Source organism: Castellaniella denitrificans, assembly GCF_027214045.1.
GTDB classification, from domain to species: Bacteria; Pseudomonadota; Gammaproteobacteria; order Burkholderiales; family Burkholderiaceae_B; genus Castellaniella; species Castellaniella denitrificans_A.
Map to the genome: position 1 here is coordinate 63,355 of NZ_JAPWHE010000001.1, position 19,326 is coordinate 82,680.

Consider the following 19,326-nt stretch of genomic DNA (forward strand, 5'->3'; position numbering starts at 1 on the left):
ATCACGGACCATTTTATGCCCGAACCCATGGACGACACGCCCCTGCCCGCCTCGCCGGACGATTTTCCGGAAGACCGGCGGCCCAGCAAATCCCAGGTCAAGCGCGACATGCACGCCCTGCTGGACCTGGGCCGCGAACTGATCGCGCTGCCCCCCGCCAAACTGGCCCGGCTGCCGCTGGACGAACCGCTGCGCGAAGCCATCGCCCTGGCGCAGCGCATCCACAGCAACGAGGGCCGGCGACGCCAGGTGCACTATGTCGGCAAATTGATGCGCCAGGCCGACGCCCAGGCCCTGCGCGCCCAGCTCGACGTGTGGGCCAACGGCTCGCGCGAGGAAACCCGCGCGATGCACCGGCTGGAGGCGCTGCGCGACCGCCTGATCGACAGCGACGAGGCCTTGACGCCATTGCTGGAACGGTTTCCCGGCCTGGACATCCAGTCCCTGCGCGCCCAGATCCGTGCCGCCCGCAAAGAAGCCCGCGACAACGCCGCCCTGCCCCAGGGGCATGAACCGGCGCGCAAGCACTTCCGCGCCCTGTTCCAGACGCTGAAGACACTGGATTTCGAGGACGGTACTCCCCGATGACACCGACACTGGAAACCATCGAGCGCACGACCGGTCCGGCGCCCACGCACAGCGTGATCTGGCTGCACGGCCTGGGCGCCGACGGCCATGATTTCGAGCCCATCGTTCCCGAACTGATCCACCCCGGCCTGCCGGCGCTGCGGTTCGTTTTCCCGCACGCGCCCGTGCGCCCGGTGACGCTGAACCAGGGCATGCCGATGCGCGCCTGGTACGACCTGTACGGACTGGACCGGGACGCGAGGGAAGATATCGACGGGCTGCGCGCCGCGCGCCATGCAGTCACCGAACTGATCGAACAGGAGAATCGACGGGGCATCCCCGCCGAACGCATCGTGCTGGCCGGCTTTTCCCAAGGCTGCGCCACGGCCCTGTACACCGGACTGCGCCACCCGGAACGCTTGGCCGGCCTGATCGGCCTGTCAGGTTATCTGCCGCTGCGCAACACCCTGGCCGCCGAACGCCATCCCGCCAACGCCGGCACACCGGTCCTCATGGCGCACGGCACGATGGACATGGTGGTGCCCATGGCCTACGCCGAGGTCAGCCGTGACGCGATGGCCGCGCAGGGGCAGCCGGTGGAATGGCGCACCTATCCGATGCCGCACGGCCTGCACCCCCAGGAACTGGACGATATCCGGGCCTTCCTGGCCCGGGTGACGGGCGTTTGAGGGGCCGCAGAGTCCGTCTCGGATCGGGGCATCCATCCACGTCGCACCCTGCAGGGCGCTCCGATTCACTCGGCGTGGCGCAGTCCGTAGTGGACTGTGCCACGTCCGAGTTCATCCACCTCCCGGCCTGCAGGCCGGTCGGATGCGCCAGGCGCCTGACAGTCCGCAGGGACTGTCAGGCGTCCAGGCGCATCCATAGCCTTCTCATGCCTGGGTCTGCCTCGTCGGGGTCGTTGCGCATGCCCAGGGAGGTCATCAGCCCCAGCATGGGCCGATTGGTCGCCAGGACGATGCCCTCGATGTAGCCCAGGCCCTGGCGACGCGCCACGTCGACCAGGCTGCGCATCAACGCCGCGCCGACGCCGCGACGCTGCCAGTCGTCGGCGATCACCAGGGCGTATTCCGCCCCCTGGCCATCGGCGTTGCGCAGATAGTGCGCGAATCCCACGATGCGTTCGCGCAACAGGCCGCGGTTTTCCGGATTGGGCACTTGCGCCGTGGCGACCAGGGCGACTTCGCGGTCGTAGTCGATGCGGGTATAGCGCGCCAGCATGCGGGGCGTGAGTTCGCGCAGCATCGACACGAAACGCATGTAGCGCGATTCGTCGGACAGATCCCGCACGAATTCCTGCAGCAGCACAGCATCCTCGGGGCGGATGGGACGCAGCAGCCATTCCTGGCCGTCTTTCCGGATCATCGGCCGGACCAGGCGGCGCGGATACGGATGGATCGCCATGTGGCGGTAGGCGCGGTTCTCGGGGCGTTCACCGTCGTAGCCCGGATCCAGGCCGACCCGGATGTCGCCCGCGTACAGGCTGGTATCGTCCCACCAGAGGGGGTCGATCGTCAGGGTGCGGATACCCGGCAATTCGCTGACGATCTCGGAGATCCGCTCCAGCGCCTCGCGCAACTGCTCGAACGCGGCCGGACTGAGGTCGCGCTCGAGCACGCGCGACCAGAACTTGCCCCGCTGGATCAACTGGCGCGCCAGGTAGTTGTTCAGCGGCGGCAGCTCGATTTCCCGGTGGGGGGACGCCAGCCGGGCGGCATCCCCGCCCGGACCGAACCGCATGTACGGCCCGAAACGCACATCCTGGCGCACGTGGACGGCCATGGGGACGTGCTCGCGCGCGGCGTCGGGCACGGGCTGGTCGTCGGGGCGGATCGGCACGTGGAAACAGTCCAGCAACCAGCGGCAACTGGCCGGGTCCAGATCGGAACGGCCCGACATGATGGCATCGTTGAGCAGCGCTCGGGCTTCGTCCAGGCGCGGAGGGCGACTGAGCATTTCCGGCGGCAGCGTCTGCTGCGCCAGGGTCTGGTTGTACTGGTAGGACGCCAGGATGCCGAAGGCGTTGGCGGCCGATTCCGGCGTGCGGAAGGCGGGCAGCCCCACCGCGTCGAGCCGATGACGCTGGGAACGCATCGAGGCGTCGCCCAGGAAACAGGACATGATGGGCTTGGAGGAAGCCTCTGAAAAGCGGGCCAGGGCCTCGGCGGCGCCGTCCATATCGGACAGGGCGTCCGGCGCGATCAGCACCAGCACGCCGTCCACATTGGTGTCGTTCGCCAGCACGCCCAGGGCCTGTTGCAGCCGGGCGGGATCCAGCGGCGCATGGCTGATGACAGGATTGCCCAGGGCCGCGCCCGGTTCCAGGACCGCCGCCAGGTCGCGCTGCGTCTGTGAGGACAGGTCGGCCCGCGACACCGGTCCGCCGCCGATGACGTCCAGCGCCAGGTGGGCCGCGCCGTAGCCGTTGGAAAACAGCGCGATGCGGCGTCCCCGCTGACGCTTGGCGTGGACCAGGACCTTCAGCGCCGAGAACAACTGCACGAAAAACCGGATCCGGACCGCGCCGGTGCGCCGCACCAGCGCGTCGAACACCGCGTCGGCGGCCGGGTTGCTGTCCGAGCGGCCGGCCTTGAGCAGGATGACCGGCTTGACGCTGGCGGCGGCCATCAGCGCGCTGGTGAAACGGCGCGAGGAATCGGCCTCTTCCAGGTACAGCACGATGCTGTCCGTGCGCGGGTCCATCGACAGGTATTCGAGGATGTCGGCCACGGTGACGCCATCCGCGTCGCCGGCCGACACCACGGCGGAGAAGCCGAGCTGAATGTCGCCGGCCCAGTCCAGTACCGCGGCGGCCACCATGCGGGACTGGGCGACCAGGGCGACCCGCCCCACGGGCGCGCCATTCGGATCGAGCCCCAGGCTCAGCCCCAGATGCGGGCGCTGGACGCCCAGGGCGCCGGGGCCGAGCACCAGGCAATCGTTCATGCGGCCCCAGGACTGACAATAGGCGCGGGTCTCGATGGGATCGGCCGCCGGCGTGGAGTGCGGCAACAACACCAGGGCGCGCGGCCGGTGCGTCTTGAGCGCGTCCAGTGCGGCCGGCAGCGATGCCGGATCCAGACACAGCAGGGCCATGTCCAGGCGCTGGCCGTCTTCCAGGAAATCCAGCCGCCGGGGCATCTGCCAGCGGCCGTCGCCACCGATCCGTACGACGGCGATCCGCCCTTCGAGCAGGGCGGGCGGCGTGCGGACGACGGGCAGCTCGCGGGAGCTCAGGACCAGCAGGGAGCGCGGCTCGAACAGGGCCGCCAGTCGGTGGCGCAGCATGTGAAGGACTCCGGACGCCCCTGGACGGGCCGTCCCTTAAAATAAAGTATTGACCTTCCGATTCTACAGGGGTTCTCTGCTATTTTTGTTGCAATGCAGCAATCCCAACCGATCTCTCGCCATGACCGACACTTCCTCACGCCCCGTGCGCACACGCTTCGCCCCCTCCCCCACCGGGTACCTGCATCTGGGTGGCGCCCGCACCGCCCTGTTTTCCTGGGCCTTCGCCCGCCACTTCGGCGGCACCTTCGTGCTGCGCATCGAGGACACGGATCTGGAGCGCTCCACTCCCGAGGCCGTGCAGGCCATCCTGGACGGCATGCAATGGCTGGACCTGAAAGCCGACGAGGGGCCGTTCTACCAGATGCAGCGCATGGACCGCTACCGCGCCGTGATCGCCGACATGCTGGCCCAAGGCACGGCTTATCACTGCTACAGCACGCCCGAGGAAGTCGAAGCCATGCGCGCACGCGCGCGCGCCGTCGGCGCCAAGCCGCGTTACGACGGCACCTGGCGGCCCGAACCCGGCAAGACCCTGCCGCCGATTCCCGCCGGCGTGAGGCCCGTGGTGCGCTTCCGCAGCCCCCAGGACGGCGTCACTGCCTGGGACGACCTGGTCAAGGGCCCCATCAGCTTCGACAACGGCGAGCTCGACGATCTGGTCATCGCCCGGCCCGACGGCACCCCCACCTACAACTTCTGCGTGGTGGTGGACGACTGGGACATGCGCATCACCCATGTCATCCGCGGCGACGACCACGTCAACAACACCCCGCGCCAGATCAACATCCTGCGCGCCCTGGGCGGCGAACTGCCGCGCTACGGCCACGTGCCGATGATCCTGGGACCGGACGGCGAAAAGCTCTCGAAGCGCCACGGCGCCGTCAGCGTCATGGAATACGACCGCATGGGCTATCTGCCCGAGGCCATGGTCAACTACCTGGCGCGCCTGGGCTGGAGCCACGGGAACGACGAACTCTTCACCCGCGAACAATTCGTGGCATGGTTCGACCCGCGCAACCTCAGCCGCTCGGCGGCGCAGTGGGACCCGAAGAAGCTGAACTGGGTCAACGCCCACGCGCTGCGCGCGCTCGATCCGGTCGAACTGGCCTCACGCGTCGCGCCGCGTATCGTCCGCCGGGGCGGCGACCCCGCGTCGACCGACCTGCCGGCCGTCATGGCGCTGCTGCGCGACCGTGGCGAAACCCTGGAAGACCTGGCCGAAGGCGCCATGCTGTTCTGCGGCCCCTATGTCCCGGCCGACGAGGCGTTGCGGGCCGAAGTCCTGGACGACGCGGCACGGGGCCTGCTGGACGATTTCCTGCGCCGCGCCGATGCGCTGCCCGGCTGGACCGAAGCGGAACTCGACGGTCTGCTGAAAGCCGTCCTGAAGGACCATGGGGCCAAAATGCCGAAACTGGCGATCCCGCTGCGGGTGGCCGTCACCGGCCACAAGCACACCCCGTCCATCGGCGCCGTACTGGCCCTGCTGGGCCGCGAAACGGTCCTGCGACGCCTGGCGGCCAGCCTGGCCTGAGCGCCCGCGCCGGGCGCCGCGCCTAGAACGGCAGGCGGTAGCCCGGCGACATGCGCCGCGCCTTGACGGCGCCGCCCGGACCGCTCAGGCGCAGTTCGGTCGCGTTGACCCGGTCGACGCGATGCCGATTGGTATAGATCGGGTCTTCCAGATTCACGGGCGAGCCGTTCGATTCCAGGGTGCGCAGGACCAACGTCTGTCCTTCACGCGCCCAGCAGCCCGATTCATACAGGCCCTGGGAAGGCGTGCGAGGACGCTTGATCTGCTCGACATAGTTCATGGTGCCGTCCGGGTTCAGCGTATAGAGCGTGCGCAGCGCGCCCGCGACGCCTTTCTCAGAGCGGACGGACAGCCAGTTGCCGACCAGAGGATCACCCGCCACCGCCGCCGTGCAGGATGGCCGGGCGGCCTGCGCCCCGCCCGCCGTCGGTGCCGGTTTGATCGGCGCGCAGGCTGAAAGGACGCCCAGGACGGCCGCGCACGCGGCCCAGGCATGAATACGAATGCGGTCCATTGCTTGATTCCCATCCATGACAAATGTCATTCAATACCCGGGATCGGCGCAGGGCCGCGTCGGGGCGGCGGAGACCGCCGGCCTACAATTTCCCTGAGCGCGCGCATCCCGCGGGCAAGCCACCATTCTACCGACATGAGCCACTCACTACTCGTTACGCTGCACTTGTTCGCCGCCATCCTGTTCGTGGGTACGGTGTTTTTCGAAGTCCTCATCCTGGAGGGCATCCGCAAGCCGCTCGGCCGCGAAACCATGCGCAACGTCGAACTGGCCATCGGCCGGCGCGCGCGGCGCATCATGCCGTTCGCCATGATCGTGCTGTTCGGCGCCGGCCTGAGCATGGCCTGGCAATTCCGTGCGGCGCTCGCGCATCCTTTCGCCAGCAGCTTCGCCACGCTGCTGTGGATCAAGATCATCCTGGCCTTCAGCGTGCTGGGTCATTTCATCACCGCCATGACGCTCAGCGGCACCGGCAAATTGAAATCCCGCCATTTCCAGATCATCCACCTGAGCGTGTTCTGCCACGTCGTGCTGATCGTGTTTCTCGCCAAGGCCATGTTCTATCTGCAATGGTGAACGCGTCGACGCGACTTTTTCGAGACAGGCGCAATCGAATATCGATCCCAGGCGGCGACGCGCCAGGAATAATGCTTGGAACGCGACAGGGCTTACGATAGACTTGAAGGCGTGCAGTATTCATGATATTGCGCGCCTGCGCCATTTGAGATGAGCCGCGCATTCCGTGGGGGTCATATCAAATGGGTGGACACTCTCTTCGATCCCAAGGAGCATGACGATGGCAACCGCCAAGAAGGCCTCTGTCGCACCAGCCAAGAAATCCGCAGCCCCTAAGTCCGCATCCAAACCGGCAGCCAAGAAGTCCGCCCCGGCAGCCAAAAAAGCCTCCCCCTCCGCCACCGTCAAAAAAGCCGCGCCCGCCAAGAAAGCCGCGCCGGTAAAGGCCGCGGCCAAAAAAGCCGTCGTCAAAAAAACGGTTGCCAAAAAGGCCGCCCCGGTGAAAGCCGCAGCGAAAAAGGCCGCGCCCGCCAAAAAGACCGCCGTGAAGGCGGCTGCCAAGAAAGCGGCGCCGACCAAGGCCGCGGCAAAGAAAGCCGCGCCGAAAAAGGCGGTGGCTAAAAAAGCCGCACCCGCCAAGAAAGCCGCCGTGAAGAAGGTCGCGGCGAAAAAGGCCGCCGCACCCACCAAGAAGACCGCCGCCAAGCCCGCCGCGAAAAAGGCCGCCGCGAAAACCGCCGTGGCCAAAAAGACGACGGCGAAGAAAGCCGCCGCCAAAAAAGCGCCCGCCAAAAAAACGGCCAAGGCCCCCGCGAAAAAAGCGGCGCCGGCGGCCGCCAAACCCGAGCCTGCCCCGGCGGCCCGGAAAGCCGCAGCCAAGGCCGACACACCCGCCCCGGATGCCCGATCGGACAGCAATCCGGCGGCTTCCTGGCCGTTCCCCACCGCGAGCAAGCGTCCCTGAACGGGCGGGCGACGCAATCAGGCCCGGCGGCATCCGCCGGGCCTTTTTTGTCGCCGGGCGCGACCCAGGAGTCTGCTCATTCGCCAGACGGCCACGCTTGATGCGACAATGAACGCCTCTTTTCAGCAGCCCACGAGCACCGCATGGCCCAAGACATCCTGCAGTTCCTGATCGACATCGTTTTCCAGCTCTTCGGCATCGGCCTGATCCTGAGGGCCTGGACGTTCGCGATCCGCCTGCACCCCTTCAATCCGTTCTCCCAGGCCATCCTGCGAACCACGGAATGGCTGGTGAGTCCGATACGGCGGGTCGTACCCGGCAGCGGTCGCTTCGACTGGCCGAGCATCCTGGCCTGCTGGATCACCGCGATCCTGTACCTGCTGCTGACCTGGCTGATCGCCATGGGCGGCCTGATGCCCTCCATGTCGGCCATTGGCCCTCTGCTGCTGTCGGGCCTGCTGGTCGGCCTGAAATGGCTGTTCAACGTAATCGTCTGGGTGACGCTGATTCAGGCCATCCTGTCCTGGATCAATCCCCTGTCGCCCATCATGCCGGTGCTCTACACCTTGACCGCGCCGCTGCTCGATCCCATCCGCCGGATGCTGCCGCGCATGGGCGGGCTGGATCTGTCGCCCCTGGTGCTGCTGGTGCTGGCCCAGATCGCCATGATGGTGCTGAACCATCTGGTGTTCACGACCTTCGGCGCCTGACCGGATCGGCATTCAGACCGATCCGGCGCCATGGCACCAAGACAAAGGCCCGGCAAATGCCGGGCCTTTGCGTATCCGGAAACCGGATCGATCACATGGGCACCACGCGGGTCGGGCCGCCGCCGCTGATGACCTGGACGCGCTGGCCGGAACTGAGCGCCACATCGGCCGCCTGAGCGATGACGCGGGTTTCGCCGTTGTCCAGACGGACGGTGATTTCCAGGCCATTGGTCTTGCCGACCTGATTTTCGATCGCATTGCCGGCCAGGCCGCCCAGCAGGGCGCCACCGATGGACGTCAGGATCTGGCCACGGCCGCCGCCGATGGCGCTGCCCGCGACACCGCCCAGCGCCGCACCGCCCAGGGCGCCCACCCCGGAGGACTTGTCGGACTGGATGACCACCGGACGCACGGACACCACGGTGCCGTAGCGCACGATCTGTTCCTGTTGCGCCTGACCGTAGGTGTACACGGAACTGGAGGCGGTCTGATTGGCGCATCCGGCCAATGCCAGCAACGAAAGGGAAAGCCCGGCGATGGCGGCAAGACGCGCCGCGCGGGGGGGAAGAGCATGCGTGAGGATCGCCATGGGCTGACTCCTGAAATGAAAATGAGTGGCCGTATCCCGATCAGGCGAACAGGCCCGCATCGATACCGTAGTGCGTCTGCAGCACCGCCGCAATATCGTCGCGCGTCGGGCTATGATTCTGCGGACCTCTGTGGGCGATTTTAAAGCCGCCCATGACGTTCGCCAAGCAGCAGGCGTCCCGCAGGGACCAGCCGTTCGCCAGTCCGTAGAGCAGGCCGGCGCGGTGCGCATCGCCGCAGCCGGTCGGGTCCACGATCCCGGTCACGGGCGCGGCCGGGATGTCGGTGCGGCCATCGCCGACGAACAGCGAGGCGCCCTCGCCGCCCCGGGTCACCACGACCGCCCGCAGGCCTCGGGCCAGTTCCTGGATGGTGCGCCCCGTGCGCTCCTCGATCACGCTGGCTTCGTAATCGTTGGCGGTCAGGATGCTGGCCATGTCCAGCATGCGCAGCAGATCGTCTCCATCGAACAGCGGCATTGCCTGCCCCAGATCGAAGATGAAGGGGATCCCTGCGGCATGCAGGCGTTGGGCGTGGATGAACATGCCGTCCTTGGAATCGGGCGAGACGATGCCCCAGCACGCGGAATGGCCGCTCAAGTCGTTTTCGGCCGAACGCAGCATCGCACCCGGATGGAACGAGGCGATCTGATTGTTTTCCTGATCCGTGATGATGTGGCACTGGGCCGTGTAGGTGTCGGGCAGCAGACGCACCAGACGGGTGTCGATGTCCAGGTCGCGCAGGCGCTGCAGGTAGTCGTCTGCGTCCTGGCCCACGGTACCGACGGGCACGGGGCTGCCGCCCAACAGTTTCAGGCTGTAGGCGATGTTGCCCGCGCAGCCGCCGTATTCCTTGCGCAACGAGGGCGCGAAGAACGACACGCTGAGGGACTTGATGTTGTCGGCCAGGATATGGTCGCGGAAACGTCCCTCGAACACGGCGATTGTGTCGAAGGCGATGGAACCGCAGATCAGAACGTCCTTGGACATGGGGAGGGTATTCCTTCAGGGATAAAAGAGATCGAGCTGGTAGCCATTGATGCGCACGCCGCTCAGGGTCAGGGGGACACGCACCAGGACTTCGCCCCGGGCCGCGAAAGGCCCGGCGGCGCGTGCCGGCCCGAGATAGTCGGCGGGCGACAAATGACGACGCACCAGCAGCGTGCCGGCGGCGTCCTTCAGGTCCAGGACCAACGTCGGCCATTCCTGCGGCTGCTCGGCCTGGTTGCGCAAGGTGGCGTGCAGCACGAAATGCTGTTCTTCGGAAGCCTGGCCATCCGCCGGCCTGCCGGCCGCGGCATCGGTGTCGGCCGCCTTGAGCGCGGAACCGGTGATGGCGATCCGGGCGATATCGCGGGCATAGGGTACGCGGCATCGCAGCGGCTCGCAGGCCCGCTCCAGCGCGGGCCGCAACGCGGGCAGCAGCCGGGCAATATCGGCCCGGTAGACATAGACGGCCTGCGCGGCCAGCAGGACGAGCAGAAGGACGAGCAGCAACCGGGCGCAGAACCGCACGATGGCGTCCCACCAGCCCGGCGCGTCCTCGTCCCGCAGCAGGGGCGCGGCGGACCCGCCCTGGCTGCGATGGCCCGGCCGGGCCTCGACCACGAACGGCTCCGCCTGGGCGGGCGGCACGTCCCGGCCGAAAGCCTGCGCGGACGCGGAATCGGGCATCCAACCCTCATCGGCCAGAATTTCTTCGACCGGGCGCGGATCGGTCAGGCCGGCCGTTTCCCCGATGCGGGGTTCAGGCCGGTCGTCGGGCCAGGGTGCGACGCCAATGCGGAACGCGGCCGTGGGTTCTGGTGGCGGCGCCACGGGCCTGCCCGGACGGATGACCTGGGGTGGCGGCGCGGCGGGCGGCTCGGCCGCGGGCGGGGTGGGCGCACGCAGCGGCGCCGCGGGAGCGCCGGCCTCGGATGCGTCGGAAACCACCTCGGCATAGCCGTCGAAAATATGGGCGCACTGCACGCAACGGATATAGCCCTTGCGCAGCTGCAGGTCCGACAGGCCCGCCTGGAACACGGTCCCGCATTTCGGGCAGCGTGTGGTCAGGTCCATCGCCACCGCCCTTCAGGCCCTGCGTCCCGCCAGGCAGACCCATCCGTCGCGGGCTGCCCAGACCCGCAAGGGCAGATGAGGCGCATAGGCCTGACTGACCTCGTCGGCCTGGCGTTCCAGGACACCGGACAGCGCCAGCCACCCGCCCGGAGCGACCCGCGCGGCCAGCATGGGCGCCAGCATTTTGAGCGGGTTCGACAGGATGTTCGCGACCACCACCTGGCTGGTCCCGGCGGGCAGGGCATCGGGCAGTCCGGCCTGGACGTCCACTCGATTGGCGGCCGCGTTGCGGGCCGTGGCCAGCACCGCCTGCTCGTCGATGTCCACACCCCATGTCGGGCCGGCGCCCAGCAGGCGGGCGGCGATCGCCAGGATGCCGGAACCGCAGCCGTAGTCCAGGACGGTCTCGCCGCCCTGCAGATGGGCCGCCAGCCATTCCAGGCAGAGATGCGTGGTGGGATGGCTGCCGGTGCCAAAGGCCAGCCCGGGATCGAGTTCGATGCGCACGATGCCGTCCCGGGCGCCGACCGAGGGCAGTCCAGCATCGTCGCGGTGCCAGCTCGGCACGATCCAGATGCGTTCGCCCACGACGATGGGTCCGAACTGGGATTGCGTCAGGCGCACCCAGTCGGCGTCCGGCACGTCGCGCAGGAACCAGTCGTCCGCCGCGGGCGCCGGCCCGGCCTGGCCGTCCAGCGCGGCCAGCAGATGGTCGGGATCGTCCCCGTCCGCCAGCAGGGCCACCAGGCGATTCCGGCGCCAAGCGAGGACCTCGGGCTCCGTGCCCGGTTCGCCGAACAGCGCCTGCTCGTGCTCCGTGTCGCCGTCCGCGTCCTCGACCGACACCGACAGGGCACCGGCCTCCAGCAAGGCGTCGGACCAGGCCTCGGCCTGGCTTTCGGGGCAATTCAGCACCAGCTCTCGCATGCCGGACCTCAAGCGCGCGCGGCGAGCTTGTGTTCGAGATAGTGGATGCTGGTGCCGCCTTCGACGAATCGGGCGTCCTGCATCAACTCGCGGTGCAGCGGGATGTTGGTGTGCACCCCCTCGACGATCATTTCCGACAGGGCGATGTCCATGCGCATGATCGCCTGATGGCGATCGTCGCCGTAGGTGATGAGCTTGGCGATCATCGAGTCGTAATAGGGCGGCACGGTATAGCCGGTGAACACGTGCGAATCCATCCGCACGCCCGGCCCGCCCGGCGTATGCCAGTTGACGATCCGGCCGGGGCTGGGCGTGAACTTGTAGGGATCCTCGGCGTTGATCCGGCATTCGATCGCGTGGCCGCGCAGATGGACGTCGCGCTGGCGCAAGGTGAATTTCTCGCCGGCGGCGATGCGCAGTTGCTGCTGGACCAGGTCGATGCCGGTGATCATCTCGGTGATCGTGTGCTCGACCTGAATGCGGGTGTTCATCTCGATGAAGAAGAATTCCCCGTTCTCGTACAGGAATTCGAACGTGCCCGCGCCGCGGTAACGCATCTGGCGGCATGCCTCGGCGCAGCGTTCGCCGATGCGTTCGACCAGGGCGCGCTCGATGCCCGGAGCGGGCGCTTCTTCGATGATCTTCTGGTGACGGCGCTGCATGGAGCAGTCGCGTTCCCCCAGCCAGACGGCCTTGCCCTCGCCGTCGGCCAGCACCTGGATCTCGATGTGGCGCGGGTTTTCCAGGAATTTTTCCAGGTAGACCTCGGGGTTGTTGAACGCGGCGCCGGCCTCGGTGCGCGTCATGGCCACCGCGTTGAGCAGGGCGGCCTCGGTGTAGACCACCCGCATGCCACGCCCGCCGCCGCCGCCCGCCGCCTTGATGATGACCGGATATCCGACCTCGGCGGCGATACGCTGGATTTCCCCGGAATCGTCGGGCAGCGCACCGCCCGAGCCCGGCACGACCGGCACGCCGGCGGCGATCATGGCCTGCTTGGCGCTGACTTTGTCGCCCATGGTCCGGATGCTTTCGGGGCGCGGCCCGATGAACACGAAACCGCTTTTCTCGACCCGCTCGGCGAAGTCGGCGTTTTCCGACAGGAACCCGTATCCGGGATGGATGGCCTCGGCGTCGGTGACCTCGGCGGCCGAGATCAGCGCCGGCATGTTGAGATAGCTGTCGCGCGGCGTCGCGGGACCGATGCAGACGGACTCGTCGGCCAGGCGCACGTATTTGGCCTCGCGGTCGGCTTCCGAGTGCACGACCACGGTCTTGACGCCCAGTTCGCGGCAGGCGCGCAGGACCCGCAGGGCGATTTCGCCGCGATTGGCGATCAGGATCTTTTCGAACATGATGCTCAGGCGATGATGAACAGAGGTTGGCCGTATTCGACCGGTTCGCCGTTCTCGACGAGGATTTCCTTGATGACGCCGGACTTGTCGGCCTCGATCTCGTTCAGCAGCTTCATCGCCTCGATGATGCACAGGGGATCGCCTTCCTTGACGGCCTGGCCGACCTCGACGAAAGCCGCCGCGTTCGGATTGGGCGAACGGTAGAACGTGCCCACCATGGGGGCTTTGACCTGATGGCCCTGCGGGGCGGCGGGGGCCTGAGCGGCGGCTGGCGCGGCGGCGGGGGCCGCCACGACCTGGGCGGACGCGGCGGGCGCGGCGGCGGGGACGACTGCGGCTGACTGGGAGAACTTGACGATGCGGACCTTGCCCTCGCCCTCGGTGATTTCCAGTTCGGCGATGCCCGAATCGGCCACCAGGTCGATCAGCGTTTTGAGTTTGCGGAGATCCATGACGATAAATTCCTGTGTGCTGGCCCATGCGGGTTCGGGCCGTTCAATGATCGAATCCTTGCGGCGGAAACAAATGCGCCGTCGGTCCGACCCCGGCGAGACGGGGAGCATCCACGACGGCCACATGTGTTGTTGCTGCCGGCGGGCCGTCCTGGGCCCTGCCCGCAGCCGCCTGATTCAGGGTAGGGAGATACCCTTCAAAGCGCCTTTTTACGCTAAAAACGCTGATTTGTCCATAAAAACGGGGTTGACGGGCGCCAGACCCCAAATTATTGAAACTTAAAGTATCTGCGTCAGGCGTGCCTGGATATCGTCCGGCTTGAGCTCGCCCATGACCGAGTCCGCGACGCGGCCATTGCGGTCGAACAGCAGGGTGAACGGCAGGCCGCCGCCCTTGTTGCCCAGTTCGCGCATCAGCGGGATGCCCTGGGTGCCGGTCAGCAACAGAGGATAGGTCACAGTGACCTTTTGCAGGAAACGTTCGACGTTGACGCGGGTATCGATGGCCAGTCCGAGCACGGACAGGTCGGGATGGCGCTGATGCAAGGTTTCGAGCAAGGGCATTTCACGCACGCATGGCGCACACCAGCTGGCCCAGAAATTCATCAGCACAGGCCGCCCCACGTAGGCCGACAGGGCCTGGTCATGCCCCTGGAGATCGGCGAAAGAGCGGCCGAAAACCGGATCGGCCGGCAGGATCGAGGCCCCCGCGCCGCGCGCGCCCGCCACGACCCCCAGCGCCGCCAGGGAGGTGGTGCGCAAGAAGTTCCGCCTGTCCATGTGAAACACCATCCATCCAGTCATCCGTGTTGCCCGGCCATCATAGCACCAGCCCCGTACAATACAGGCCGGAGGATGCGATGCACGTACACATATTGGGAATCTGCGGCACGTTCATGGGCGGCCTGGCCCTGATCGCCCGCGCGGCGGGCCATCGGGTGACGGGCTGCGACGCGGGCGTCTACCCGCCCATGAGCACACAGCTGCGCGAACAGGGCATCGACCTGATCGAAGGCTTCGATGCCGGCCAGGCCGATCTGGGCGCCGACCTGTACGTGATCGGCAACGTCGTCAGCCGGGGCAATCCGCTGATGGAGGCCATCCTGGATCGCGGCCTGCCTTATGTTTCCGGCCCGCAATGGCTGGCCGATCATGTGCTCACCGGCCAGCACGTCCTCGCCGTGGCGGGCACGCACGGCAAGACCACGACCAGCGCCATGCTGGCCTGGATTCTCGACCAGTCCGGGCGGCCCGCCAACTTCCTGATCGGCGGCGTCGCGCCGGACCTGGGCGTCTCGGCCCGTTACGACCCCGCCCGCCGCCACTTCGTGATCGAAGCCGACGAATACGACACGGCCTTCTTCGACAAGCGCTCGAAATTCGTCCACTACCGGCCCCGCACCGCCATCCTGAACAATCTCGAATACGACCACGCGGACATCTTTCCCGACCTGGCCGCCATCGAGACCCAGTTCCATCACCTGGTCCGCACCGTCCCGGCATCGGGCCGCCTGATCCGCCCGGCGGCCAGCGAGGCCCTGGACCGCGTCCTGGCTCGCGGCTGCTGGACGCCGGTCGAGACTTTCGGCGCCGGCGGCGACTGGCGCGCCGAACCGGAAACGGAAGACGGCCGGCGCTGCCGCATCCTGCACCAGGGCCGCCTGGCGGGCGTGCTGGACTGGTCCCTGGCCGGCGCCCACAATCAGGCCAACGCCCTGGCGGCCCTGGCGGCCGCCCACCACGTCGGCATCGCGGTCGCAGACGGAATCGCCGCCCTGAACCGCTTCCAGGGTGTGCGCCGCCGGCTGGAACTGCGGGGCACTCGGGACGGCGTGGCCGTCTACGACGATTTCGCCCACCACCCCAGCGCCATCGCCACCACCCTGGACGGCCTGCGCCGCCGCGTCGGCCCCGCGACCCGCATCCTGGCGGTGATCGAGCCGCGCTCCAACACCATGAAACTGGGCACGATGGCCGCCCGGCTGCCCGAAGCGCTGGCCGACGCCGACCAGGTCTTCTGCCACGGTGCCACTCAGGGAAAACATGCCCTGGGATGGGATCCCCGCCAGGTGCTGGCCGGCCTGGGCGGGCGCCTGTGGGCGGGCGATGACCTGGATGCCCTGGCCGACGCCGTCTGCGACGCGGCGCAGCCCGGCGACCAGGTGCTCATCATGAGCAACGGCAGCTTCGGCGGCATCCACCAGACCCTGCTCGACCGGCTGGCGCAACGACGCCCCCGGTCTTCCCCCTGAACCCCGCCGCCCTTTTTCATCATTTATGCACGTTCTCTACGAAGACGCCGGCAAGCTCAAGGCCGAAACCATTTTCTCCGAAGCCGACACCTCGCTGCAGGTTGAATCGGCCAGCGGAAAACGCAGCAAAATCAAGCGCAACGCCGTGCTGTTCACCTTCGAGCGGCCGTCCCCCGACAGCCTGCTGCCCGCCGCCGAAGCCCTGGCTGCCACCCTGGACGCCGGTTTCCTGTGGGAATGCGCGCCGCAGCAGGAATTCGAGGCCGCCGCCCTGGCCGAGGATTACTTCGGCCACGCGCCCGACGCGGTGGAAAAAACCGCCACGATCCTGGCCCTGTCGGCCGCGCCGGCCTACTTCCACCGACGCGGCAAGGGCGCCTTCCGCCCCGCGCCGCCCGACATCCTGCAGGCCGCCCTGGCCGCGATCGAGAAAAAACGCCGCCAGGCCGAACTGCAAGAGGAATGGACCGAGTCCATCCTCGGCGGCACCCTGCCCGACGCCCTGCGGCCCGTCGCCGCCACCTTCCTGGACCGGCCCGACAAGAACACGCTGGAATGGAAGGCATTCGACGCCGCCGTGCAACGATCAGACACCAGCCCGGAACGGCTGCTGCTGACGCTGGGCGTCTGGCCCCATCCCCTGGCGATGATGCGCGACCGCTTCCTGTCGGCGCACTTTCCCCGGGGCACGGACTGGCCGCCCGTGGAACTCCAGGACTGGGGGGCGGACCTGCCGCAGGCCGAGGTCGAGGCCTATTCCCTGGATGACGCCAGCACCACGGAAATCGACGACGCGCTGTCGGTCTCGATACCCGGACCCGGCATGGTTCGCGTCGGCATCCACATCGCCGTGCCGGCCCTGGCCGTCACGCGCGGCAGCGCCCTGGATGAACTGGCGCGCGCGCGCATGTCCACCGTCTACATGCCGGGCGACAAGATCCCCATGCTGTCGCCGGAACTGATCGCCGCCTTTTCCCTGGACGAAGGCCAGTGGCGCCCGACCCTGTCCCTCTATGTCACCGGACGCCTGGAGGACGGCGAGATCCTGGACACCGAGACCCGGCTGGAGCGCATCCGGGTGACCGCCAACCTGCGCCATGGCCAAATCGGCGGCCTGGTCACGGAAGACGCGCTGGCCGACCCCGACGCCCCCTTGCCGCATGGCCACTGGCTGCGCCCGTTGTGGCAATTCGCCCAGGCGCTGAGCGCCGTGCGCGACCGCACGCGCGGCAAACCGGAAAACAATGACCGCATCGAATACGGATTCGAGATCGACGGCCCGCCCGACGACCCGGATTCCATCGTCCGCCTGGTGCCGCGCCAGCGCAACGCGCCCCTGGACCGGCTGGTGGCCGAATTCATGATCCTGGCCAACACGCAATGGGGCGCACTGCTGGCCCGACACGGCGTGCCCGGCATCTACCGTTCCCAGCAGACCGGCCGCACCCGCATGTCCACCCAGGCGCTGCCGCACGAATCCATCGCCGTGCCGCAATACATCTGGTCGACCTCGCCGCTGCGCCGCTACGTGGACCTGATCAACCAGGGGCAGATCCTGGCGGCGGCCGAGCACGGCGTTTCCGCGCGCCTGGCCGCCCCCTTCAAGCCCAAGGACGCGGATCTGTACGCCCTGATCGGCGCCTTCGATTCCCAATACACGGCGTGGAGCGAATTCCAGTCCTCGATGGAGCGCTACTGGTGCATCCGCTGGATGCGCCAGCAGGGCCTGAAGGAAGTGCGCGCCCACGTGCTGCGGGAAAACCTGGTCCGGCTGGCCTGCGCGCCCTTCGTCACCCGCATCAACGGCCTGCCCGAGTTCGAACGCGGCCACGAAGTGCGGCTGGACATCCTGGGCTACGACGAGATCGGCCTGGAGGTCGAATTCCGCCCGCGGGAAACGGGCTAGGGCCGATTCCCGCCAATCGAGGAGCCGCCAGACATGGACACGCTGCCGTTGCAACTGCTGGAGTCCCGGCGCGAGGGCCGCGGCCGCATGGCGGCGGCCCTGCTGCTTTCCCTGGCCGCGCACGCGGCGCTGCTGGCCTGGCGCTTCCTGCCCGCGCCGCCGGCGACGCAGTCGTCCACCCTGGAGGTCACCCTGGTCAACAGCCGCAGCGAACAGGCACCCCTGAATCCCCAGGCATTGGCCCAGCAAAACCTGGACGGCGGCGGCGACCAGGCACGGGGGATGGCCTCGTCCCCCCTGCCCCGGACATCCGAGGACAGCGCCGACGAAACCGTGCTGGCCGCGCTGCGGCGGCGGCAGGCCGAACTCGAGGCCGAACAGCGTCGCCTGCTGGCGCGACTGGAATCCCTGGACACGGTCGCTGCGGCACGACCGTCCCAGGAACTGCTGGGCCGCAGCCCGGATCCGGGAGAGGACGACCGCCAGCAGGACAGCCTGGTGCTCAGCGCCCGCATCGCCGCGCTGAAAGCACGCATCGAACGCTACAACGCCTTGCCCAGGCAGACCTTCACCGCCCCGTCCGCCCGGGCCTCGGACGACGCCCAGTACGTAGAGGCCTGGCGCCAGCGCATCGAGCTGATCGGCACACAGCACTATCCGCCCGAAGCGCGAGGCCGCATCTACGGCGATCTGCAACTGACCGTCTTCATCCGGCGCGACGGCAGCCTGGACCACATCCAGTTCGACCGGCCGTCGACACAGGCCGTCCTGAACGGCGCCGCCCGGCGCATCGTCGAACTGGCCGCGCCCTTCGACCCGCTGCCGCCGGCACTGGCGCGACACACGGACATCCTGGCCATCACGCGGACCTGGCACTTCACCCGCGACGGCCTGGACATGAATCCCACCGGCACACCGGAGGCCCGATGAGCCGGCCGGGCCGCAGAATCGTCACCACCGCCCTGCTGGCGGCGCTGTGCGCCGCCTTCCTGTATCAGATCGGCTTGCTGGGCATGGTGGTCTGGTTCAATTTCCGCGACCCGTCCAACACCCCCGTCATGCAGGACACGCTCAACACCCTGCGGGCTGAGGATCCCCAGGCCCGGCTGGCGCACGAATGGGTGCCGTACGACCGCATCAGCGCCAACCTGAAGCGCGCCGTGATCGCATCCGAGGACAGTGGTTTCGTCGATCACGATGGCGTCGAATGGGACGCGATCCGCAAGGCCTGGCGCTACAACCAGCGCCAGGCCGACCTGGGCCGCGCCCGCCGGCGCGGCGGGTCCACCATCACCCAGCAACTGGCCAAGAACCTGTTCCTGTCGAACTCGCGCAATTATCTGCGCAAGGGCCAGGAACTGATCCTGACCTACATGATCGAAGCGGTCATGAGCAAACGACGCATCCTGGAGCTCTACCTGAATGTGGCGCAATGGGGCACCGCCACCTTCGGCGCCCAGGCCGCCGCCCGGCACTATTTCCACACGGACGCCTCGCGTCTGTCTTCCAGTCAGGCCGCGCGCCTGGCGTCCATGCTGCCCAACCCGGCCTACTACGACCGCCACGGCGCCACCGCCTATCTGCAGTCCCATGCGGCCACCGTGCGCGCCCGCATGCCCCAGGTCGCAGTGCCCTAGCAGGCCCGGGCGGCCCCGGCCGTTCGGGGTAC

At 67.9% G+C, this 19,326-nt stretch carries 19 protein-coding genes; 10 read left to right on the plus strand and 9 right to left on the minus strand.

The window, feature by feature from the left end; all coding sequences use genetic code 11:
• Positions 1-27 precede the first annotated feature (27 nt).
• On the plus strand, positions 28-588 hold the full coding sequence (gene yjgA, locus O4H32_RS00350; protein WP_269356923.1) for a ribosome biogenesis factor YjgA: 561 nt from the start codon (positions 28-30) through the stop codon (positions 586-588).
• Positions 585-1,256, plus strand: a complete 672-nt coding sequence (locus O4H32_RS00355; protein WP_269355650.1) for an alpha/beta hydrolase — start codon at positions 585-587, stop codon at positions 1,254-1,256. Before yjgA ends, O4H32_RS00355 begins: the two co-directional genes overlap by 4 nt.
• Positions 1,257-1,431: 175 nt before the next feature.
• On the opposite strand, the gene O4H32_RS00360 is transcribed toward O4H32_RS00355, so the two are convergent.
• The gene (locus O4H32_RS00360; RefSeq protein ID WP_269355652.1) at positions 1,432-3,876 is read right to left on the minus strand and encodes a bifunctional acetate--CoA ligase family protein/GNAT family N-acetyltransferase; all 2,445 of its coding nucleotides are present in this window, start codon (positions 3,874-3,876) and stop codon (positions 1,432-1,434) included.
• Positions 3,877-3,997: 121 nt separating this feature from the next.
• On the opposite strand from O4H32_RS00360, the gene gltX reads away from it, so the two are divergent.
• Positions 3,998-5,413, plus strand: coding sequence for a glutamate--tRNA ligase (gltX, locus tag O4H32_RS00365; RefSeq protein ID WP_269355653.1), 1,416 nt, complete (start codon positions 3,998-4,000; stop codon positions 5,411-5,413).
• Positions 5,414-5,435: 22 nt separating this feature from the next.
• Here gltX and O4H32_RS00370 read toward each other — a convergent pair whose 3' ends face one another.
• Complete coding sequence (locus tag O4H32_RS00370; protein ID WP_269355655.1) at positions 5,436-5,927, minus strand: hypothetical protein; 492 nt, start codon at positions 5,925-5,927, stop codon at positions 5,436-5,438.
• 135 nt (positions 5,928-6,062) lie between these two features.
• Here O4H32_RS00370 and O4H32_RS00375 point away from each other — a divergent pair, with 135 nt between their 5' ends.
• From O4H32_RS00375 to O4H32_RS00385, 3 genes are all read left to right on the plus strand, one after another.
• Positions 6,063-6,503: a CopD family copper resistance protein gene (locus tag O4H32_RS00375; RefSeq protein ID WP_269355657.1), complete on the plus strand. Its 441-nt coding sequence runs from the start codon at positions 6,063-6,065 to the stop codon at positions 6,501-6,503.
• A gap of 220 nt (positions 6,504-6,723) precedes the next feature.
• A complete protein-coding gene (locus O4H32_RS00380; RefSeq protein ID WP_269355659.1) occupies positions 6,724-7,407 on the plus strand; it encodes a histone H1-like repetitive region-containing protein in 684 nt (227 codons plus the stop codon).
• 143 nt (positions 7,408-7,550) lie between these two features.
• Positions 7,551-8,117, plus strand: coding sequence for a YggT family protein (locus O4H32_RS00385; RefSeq protein ID WP_269355660.1), 567 nt, complete (start codon positions 7,551-7,553; stop codon positions 8,115-8,117).
• Between the two features lie 91 nt (positions 8,118-8,208).
• On the opposite strand, the gene O4H32_RS00390 is transcribed toward O4H32_RS00385, so the two are convergent.
• From O4H32_RS00390 to O4H32_RS00420, 7 genes are all read right to left on the minus strand, one after another.
• Positions 8,209-8,706: an outer membrane lipoprotein gene (locus tag O4H32_RS00390; RefSeq protein WP_269355662.1), complete on the minus strand. Its 498-nt coding sequence runs from the start codon at positions 8,704-8,706 to the stop codon at positions 8,209-8,211.
• A 40-nt stretch (positions 8,707-8,746) separates the two neighbouring features.
• Positions 8,747-9,694, minus strand: coding sequence for a carbohydrate kinase family protein (locus tag O4H32_RS00395; protein ID WP_269355664.1), 948 nt, complete (start codon positions 9,692-9,694; stop codon positions 8,747-8,749).
• 15 nt (positions 9,695-9,709) lie between these two features.
• Positions 9,710-10,765, minus strand: coding sequence for a zinc-ribbon and DUF3426 domain-containing protein (locus O4H32_RS00400; RefSeq protein ID WP_269355666.1), 1,056 nt, complete (start codon positions 10,763-10,765; stop codon positions 9,710-9,712).
• A 12-nt stretch (positions 10,766-10,777) separates the two neighbouring features.
• Positions 10,778-11,692: a 50S ribosomal protein L11 methyltransferase gene (prmA, locus tag O4H32_RS00405; protein WP_269355668.1), complete on the minus strand. Its 915-nt coding sequence runs from the start codon at positions 11,690-11,692 to the stop codon at positions 10,778-10,780.
• 8 nt (positions 11,693-11,700) lie between these two features.
• Complete coding sequence (gene accC, locus O4H32_RS00410; RefSeq protein ID WP_269355670.1) at positions 11,701-13,047, minus strand: acetyl-CoA carboxylase biotin carboxylase subunit; 1,347 nt, start codon at positions 13,045-13,047, stop codon at positions 11,701-11,703.
• Positions 13,048-13,052: 5 nt separating this feature from the next.
• Positions 13,053-13,499 (minus strand): acetyl-CoA carboxylase biotin carboxyl carrier protein, encoded by a 447-nt coding sequence (gene accB / locus O4H32_RS00415; RefSeq protein ID WP_269355672.1) that lies wholly within the window; start codon positions 13,497-13,499, stop codon positions 13,053-13,055.
• A gap of 279 nt (positions 13,500-13,778) precedes the next feature.
• Positions 13,779-14,261: a TlpA family protein disulfide reductase gene (locus O4H32_RS00420; RefSeq protein ID WP_269355673.1), complete on the minus strand. Its 483-nt coding sequence runs from the start codon at positions 14,259-14,261 to the stop codon at positions 13,779-13,781.
• Between the two features lie 98 nt (positions 14,262-14,359).
• Between O4H32_RS00420 and mpl the strand changes: the two genes are divergently transcribed.
• The 4 genes from mpl to mtgA are packed head-to-tail and all read left to right on the plus strand — an operon-like array spanning position 14,360 to position 19,294.
• Entirely contained in the window at positions 14,360-15,751 is a 1,392-nt protein-coding gene (mpl, locus tag O4H32_RS00425) for a UDP-N-acetylmuramate:L-alanyl-gamma-D-glutamyl-meso-diaminopimelate ligase (RefSeq protein ID WP_269355675.1), read from the plus strand.
• A gap of 25 nt (positions 15,752-15,776) precedes the next feature.
• A complete protein-coding gene (locus O4H32_RS00430) occupies positions 15,777-17,657 on the plus strand; it encodes a ribonuclease catalytic domain-containing protein (RefSeq protein ID WP_269355677.1) in 1,881 nt (626 codons plus the stop codon).
• A gap of 33 nt (positions 17,658-17,690) precedes the next feature.
• Positions 17,691-18,587 (plus strand): energy transducer TonB, encoded by an 897-nt coding sequence (locus O4H32_RS00435; protein WP_269355679.1) that lies wholly within the window; start codon positions 17,691-17,693, stop codon positions 18,585-18,587.
• Entirely contained in the window at positions 18,584-19,294 is a 711-nt protein-coding gene (mtgA, locus tag O4H32_RS00440; protein ID WP_269355681.1) for a monofunctional biosynthetic peptidoglycan transglycosylase, read from the plus strand. The genes O4H32_RS00435 and mtgA overlap by 4 nt, the downstream gene beginning before the upstream one ends.
• Positions 19,295-19,326 lie beyond the last annotated feature (32 nt).

Bases quoted from the DNA above. Each gene is read 5' to 3' on its own strand.
- yjgA (WP_269356923.1), top strand. From the start codon at position 28: ATGGACGACACGCCCCTGCCCGCCTCGCCGGACGATTTTCCGGAAGAC.
- O4H32_RS00355 (WP_269355650.1), top strand. From the start codon at position 585: ATGACACCGACACTGGAAACCATCGAGCGCACGACCGGTCCGGCGCCC.
- O4H32_RS00360 (WP_269355652.1), bottom strand. From the start codon at position 3,876: ATGCTGCGCCACCGACTGGCGGCCCTGTTCGAGCCGCGCTCCCTGCTG.
- gltX (WP_269355653.1), top strand. From the start codon at position 3,998: ATGACCGACACTTCCTCACGCCCCGTGCGCACACGCTTCGCCCCCTCC.
- O4H32_RS00370 (WP_269355655.1), bottom strand. From the start codon at position 5,927: ATGGACCGCATTCGTATTCATGCCTGGGCCGCGTGCGCGGCCGTCCTG.
- O4H32_RS00375 (WP_269355657.1), top strand. From the start codon at position 6,063: ATGAGCCACTCACTACTCGTTACGCTGCACTTGTTCGCCGCCATCCTG.
- O4H32_RS00380 (WP_269355659.1), top strand. From the start codon at position 6,724: ATGGCAACCGCCAAGAAGGCCTCTGTCGCACCAGCCAAGAAATCCGCA.
- O4H32_RS00385 (WP_269355660.1), top strand. From the start codon at position 7,551: ATGGCCCAAGACATCCTGCAGTTCCTGATCGACATCGTTTTCCAGCTC.
- O4H32_RS00390 (WP_269355662.1), bottom strand. From the start codon at position 8,706: ATGGCGATCCTCACGCATGCTCTTCCCCCCCGCGCGGCGCGTCTTGCC.
- O4H32_RS00395 (WP_269355664.1), bottom strand. From the start codon at position 9,694: ATGTCCAAGGACGTTCTGATCTGCGGTTCCATCGCCTTCGACACAATC.
- O4H32_RS00400 (WP_269355666.1), bottom strand. From the start codon at position 10,765: ATGGACCTGACCACACGCTGCCCGAAATGCGGGACCGTGTTCCAGGCG.
- prmA (WP_269355668.1), bottom strand. From the start codon at position 11,692: ATGCGAGAGCTGGTGCTGAATTGCCCCGAAAGCCAGGCCGAGGCCTGG.
- accC (WP_269355670.1), bottom strand. From the start codon at position 13,047: ATGTTCGAAAAGATCCTGATCGCCAATCGCGGCGAAATCGCCCTGCGG.
- accB (WP_269355672.1), bottom strand. From the start codon at position 13,499: ATGGATCTCCGCAAACTCAAAACGCTGATCGACCTGGTGGCCGATTCG.
- mpl (WP_269355675.1), top strand. From the start codon at position 14,360: ATGCACGTACACATATTGGGAATCTGCGGCACGTTCATGGGCGGCCTG.
- O4H32_RS00430 (WP_269355677.1), top strand. From the start codon at position 15,777: ATGCACGTTCTCTACGAAGACGCCGGCAAGCTCAAGGCCGAAACCATT.
- O4H32_RS00435 (WP_269355679.1), top strand. From the start codon at position 17,691: ATGGACACGCTGCCGTTGCAACTGCTGGAGTCCCGGCGCGAGGGCCGC.
- mtgA (WP_269355681.1), top strand. From the start codon at position 18,584: ATGAGCCGGCCGGGCCGCAGAATCGTCACCACCGCCCTGCTGGCGGCG.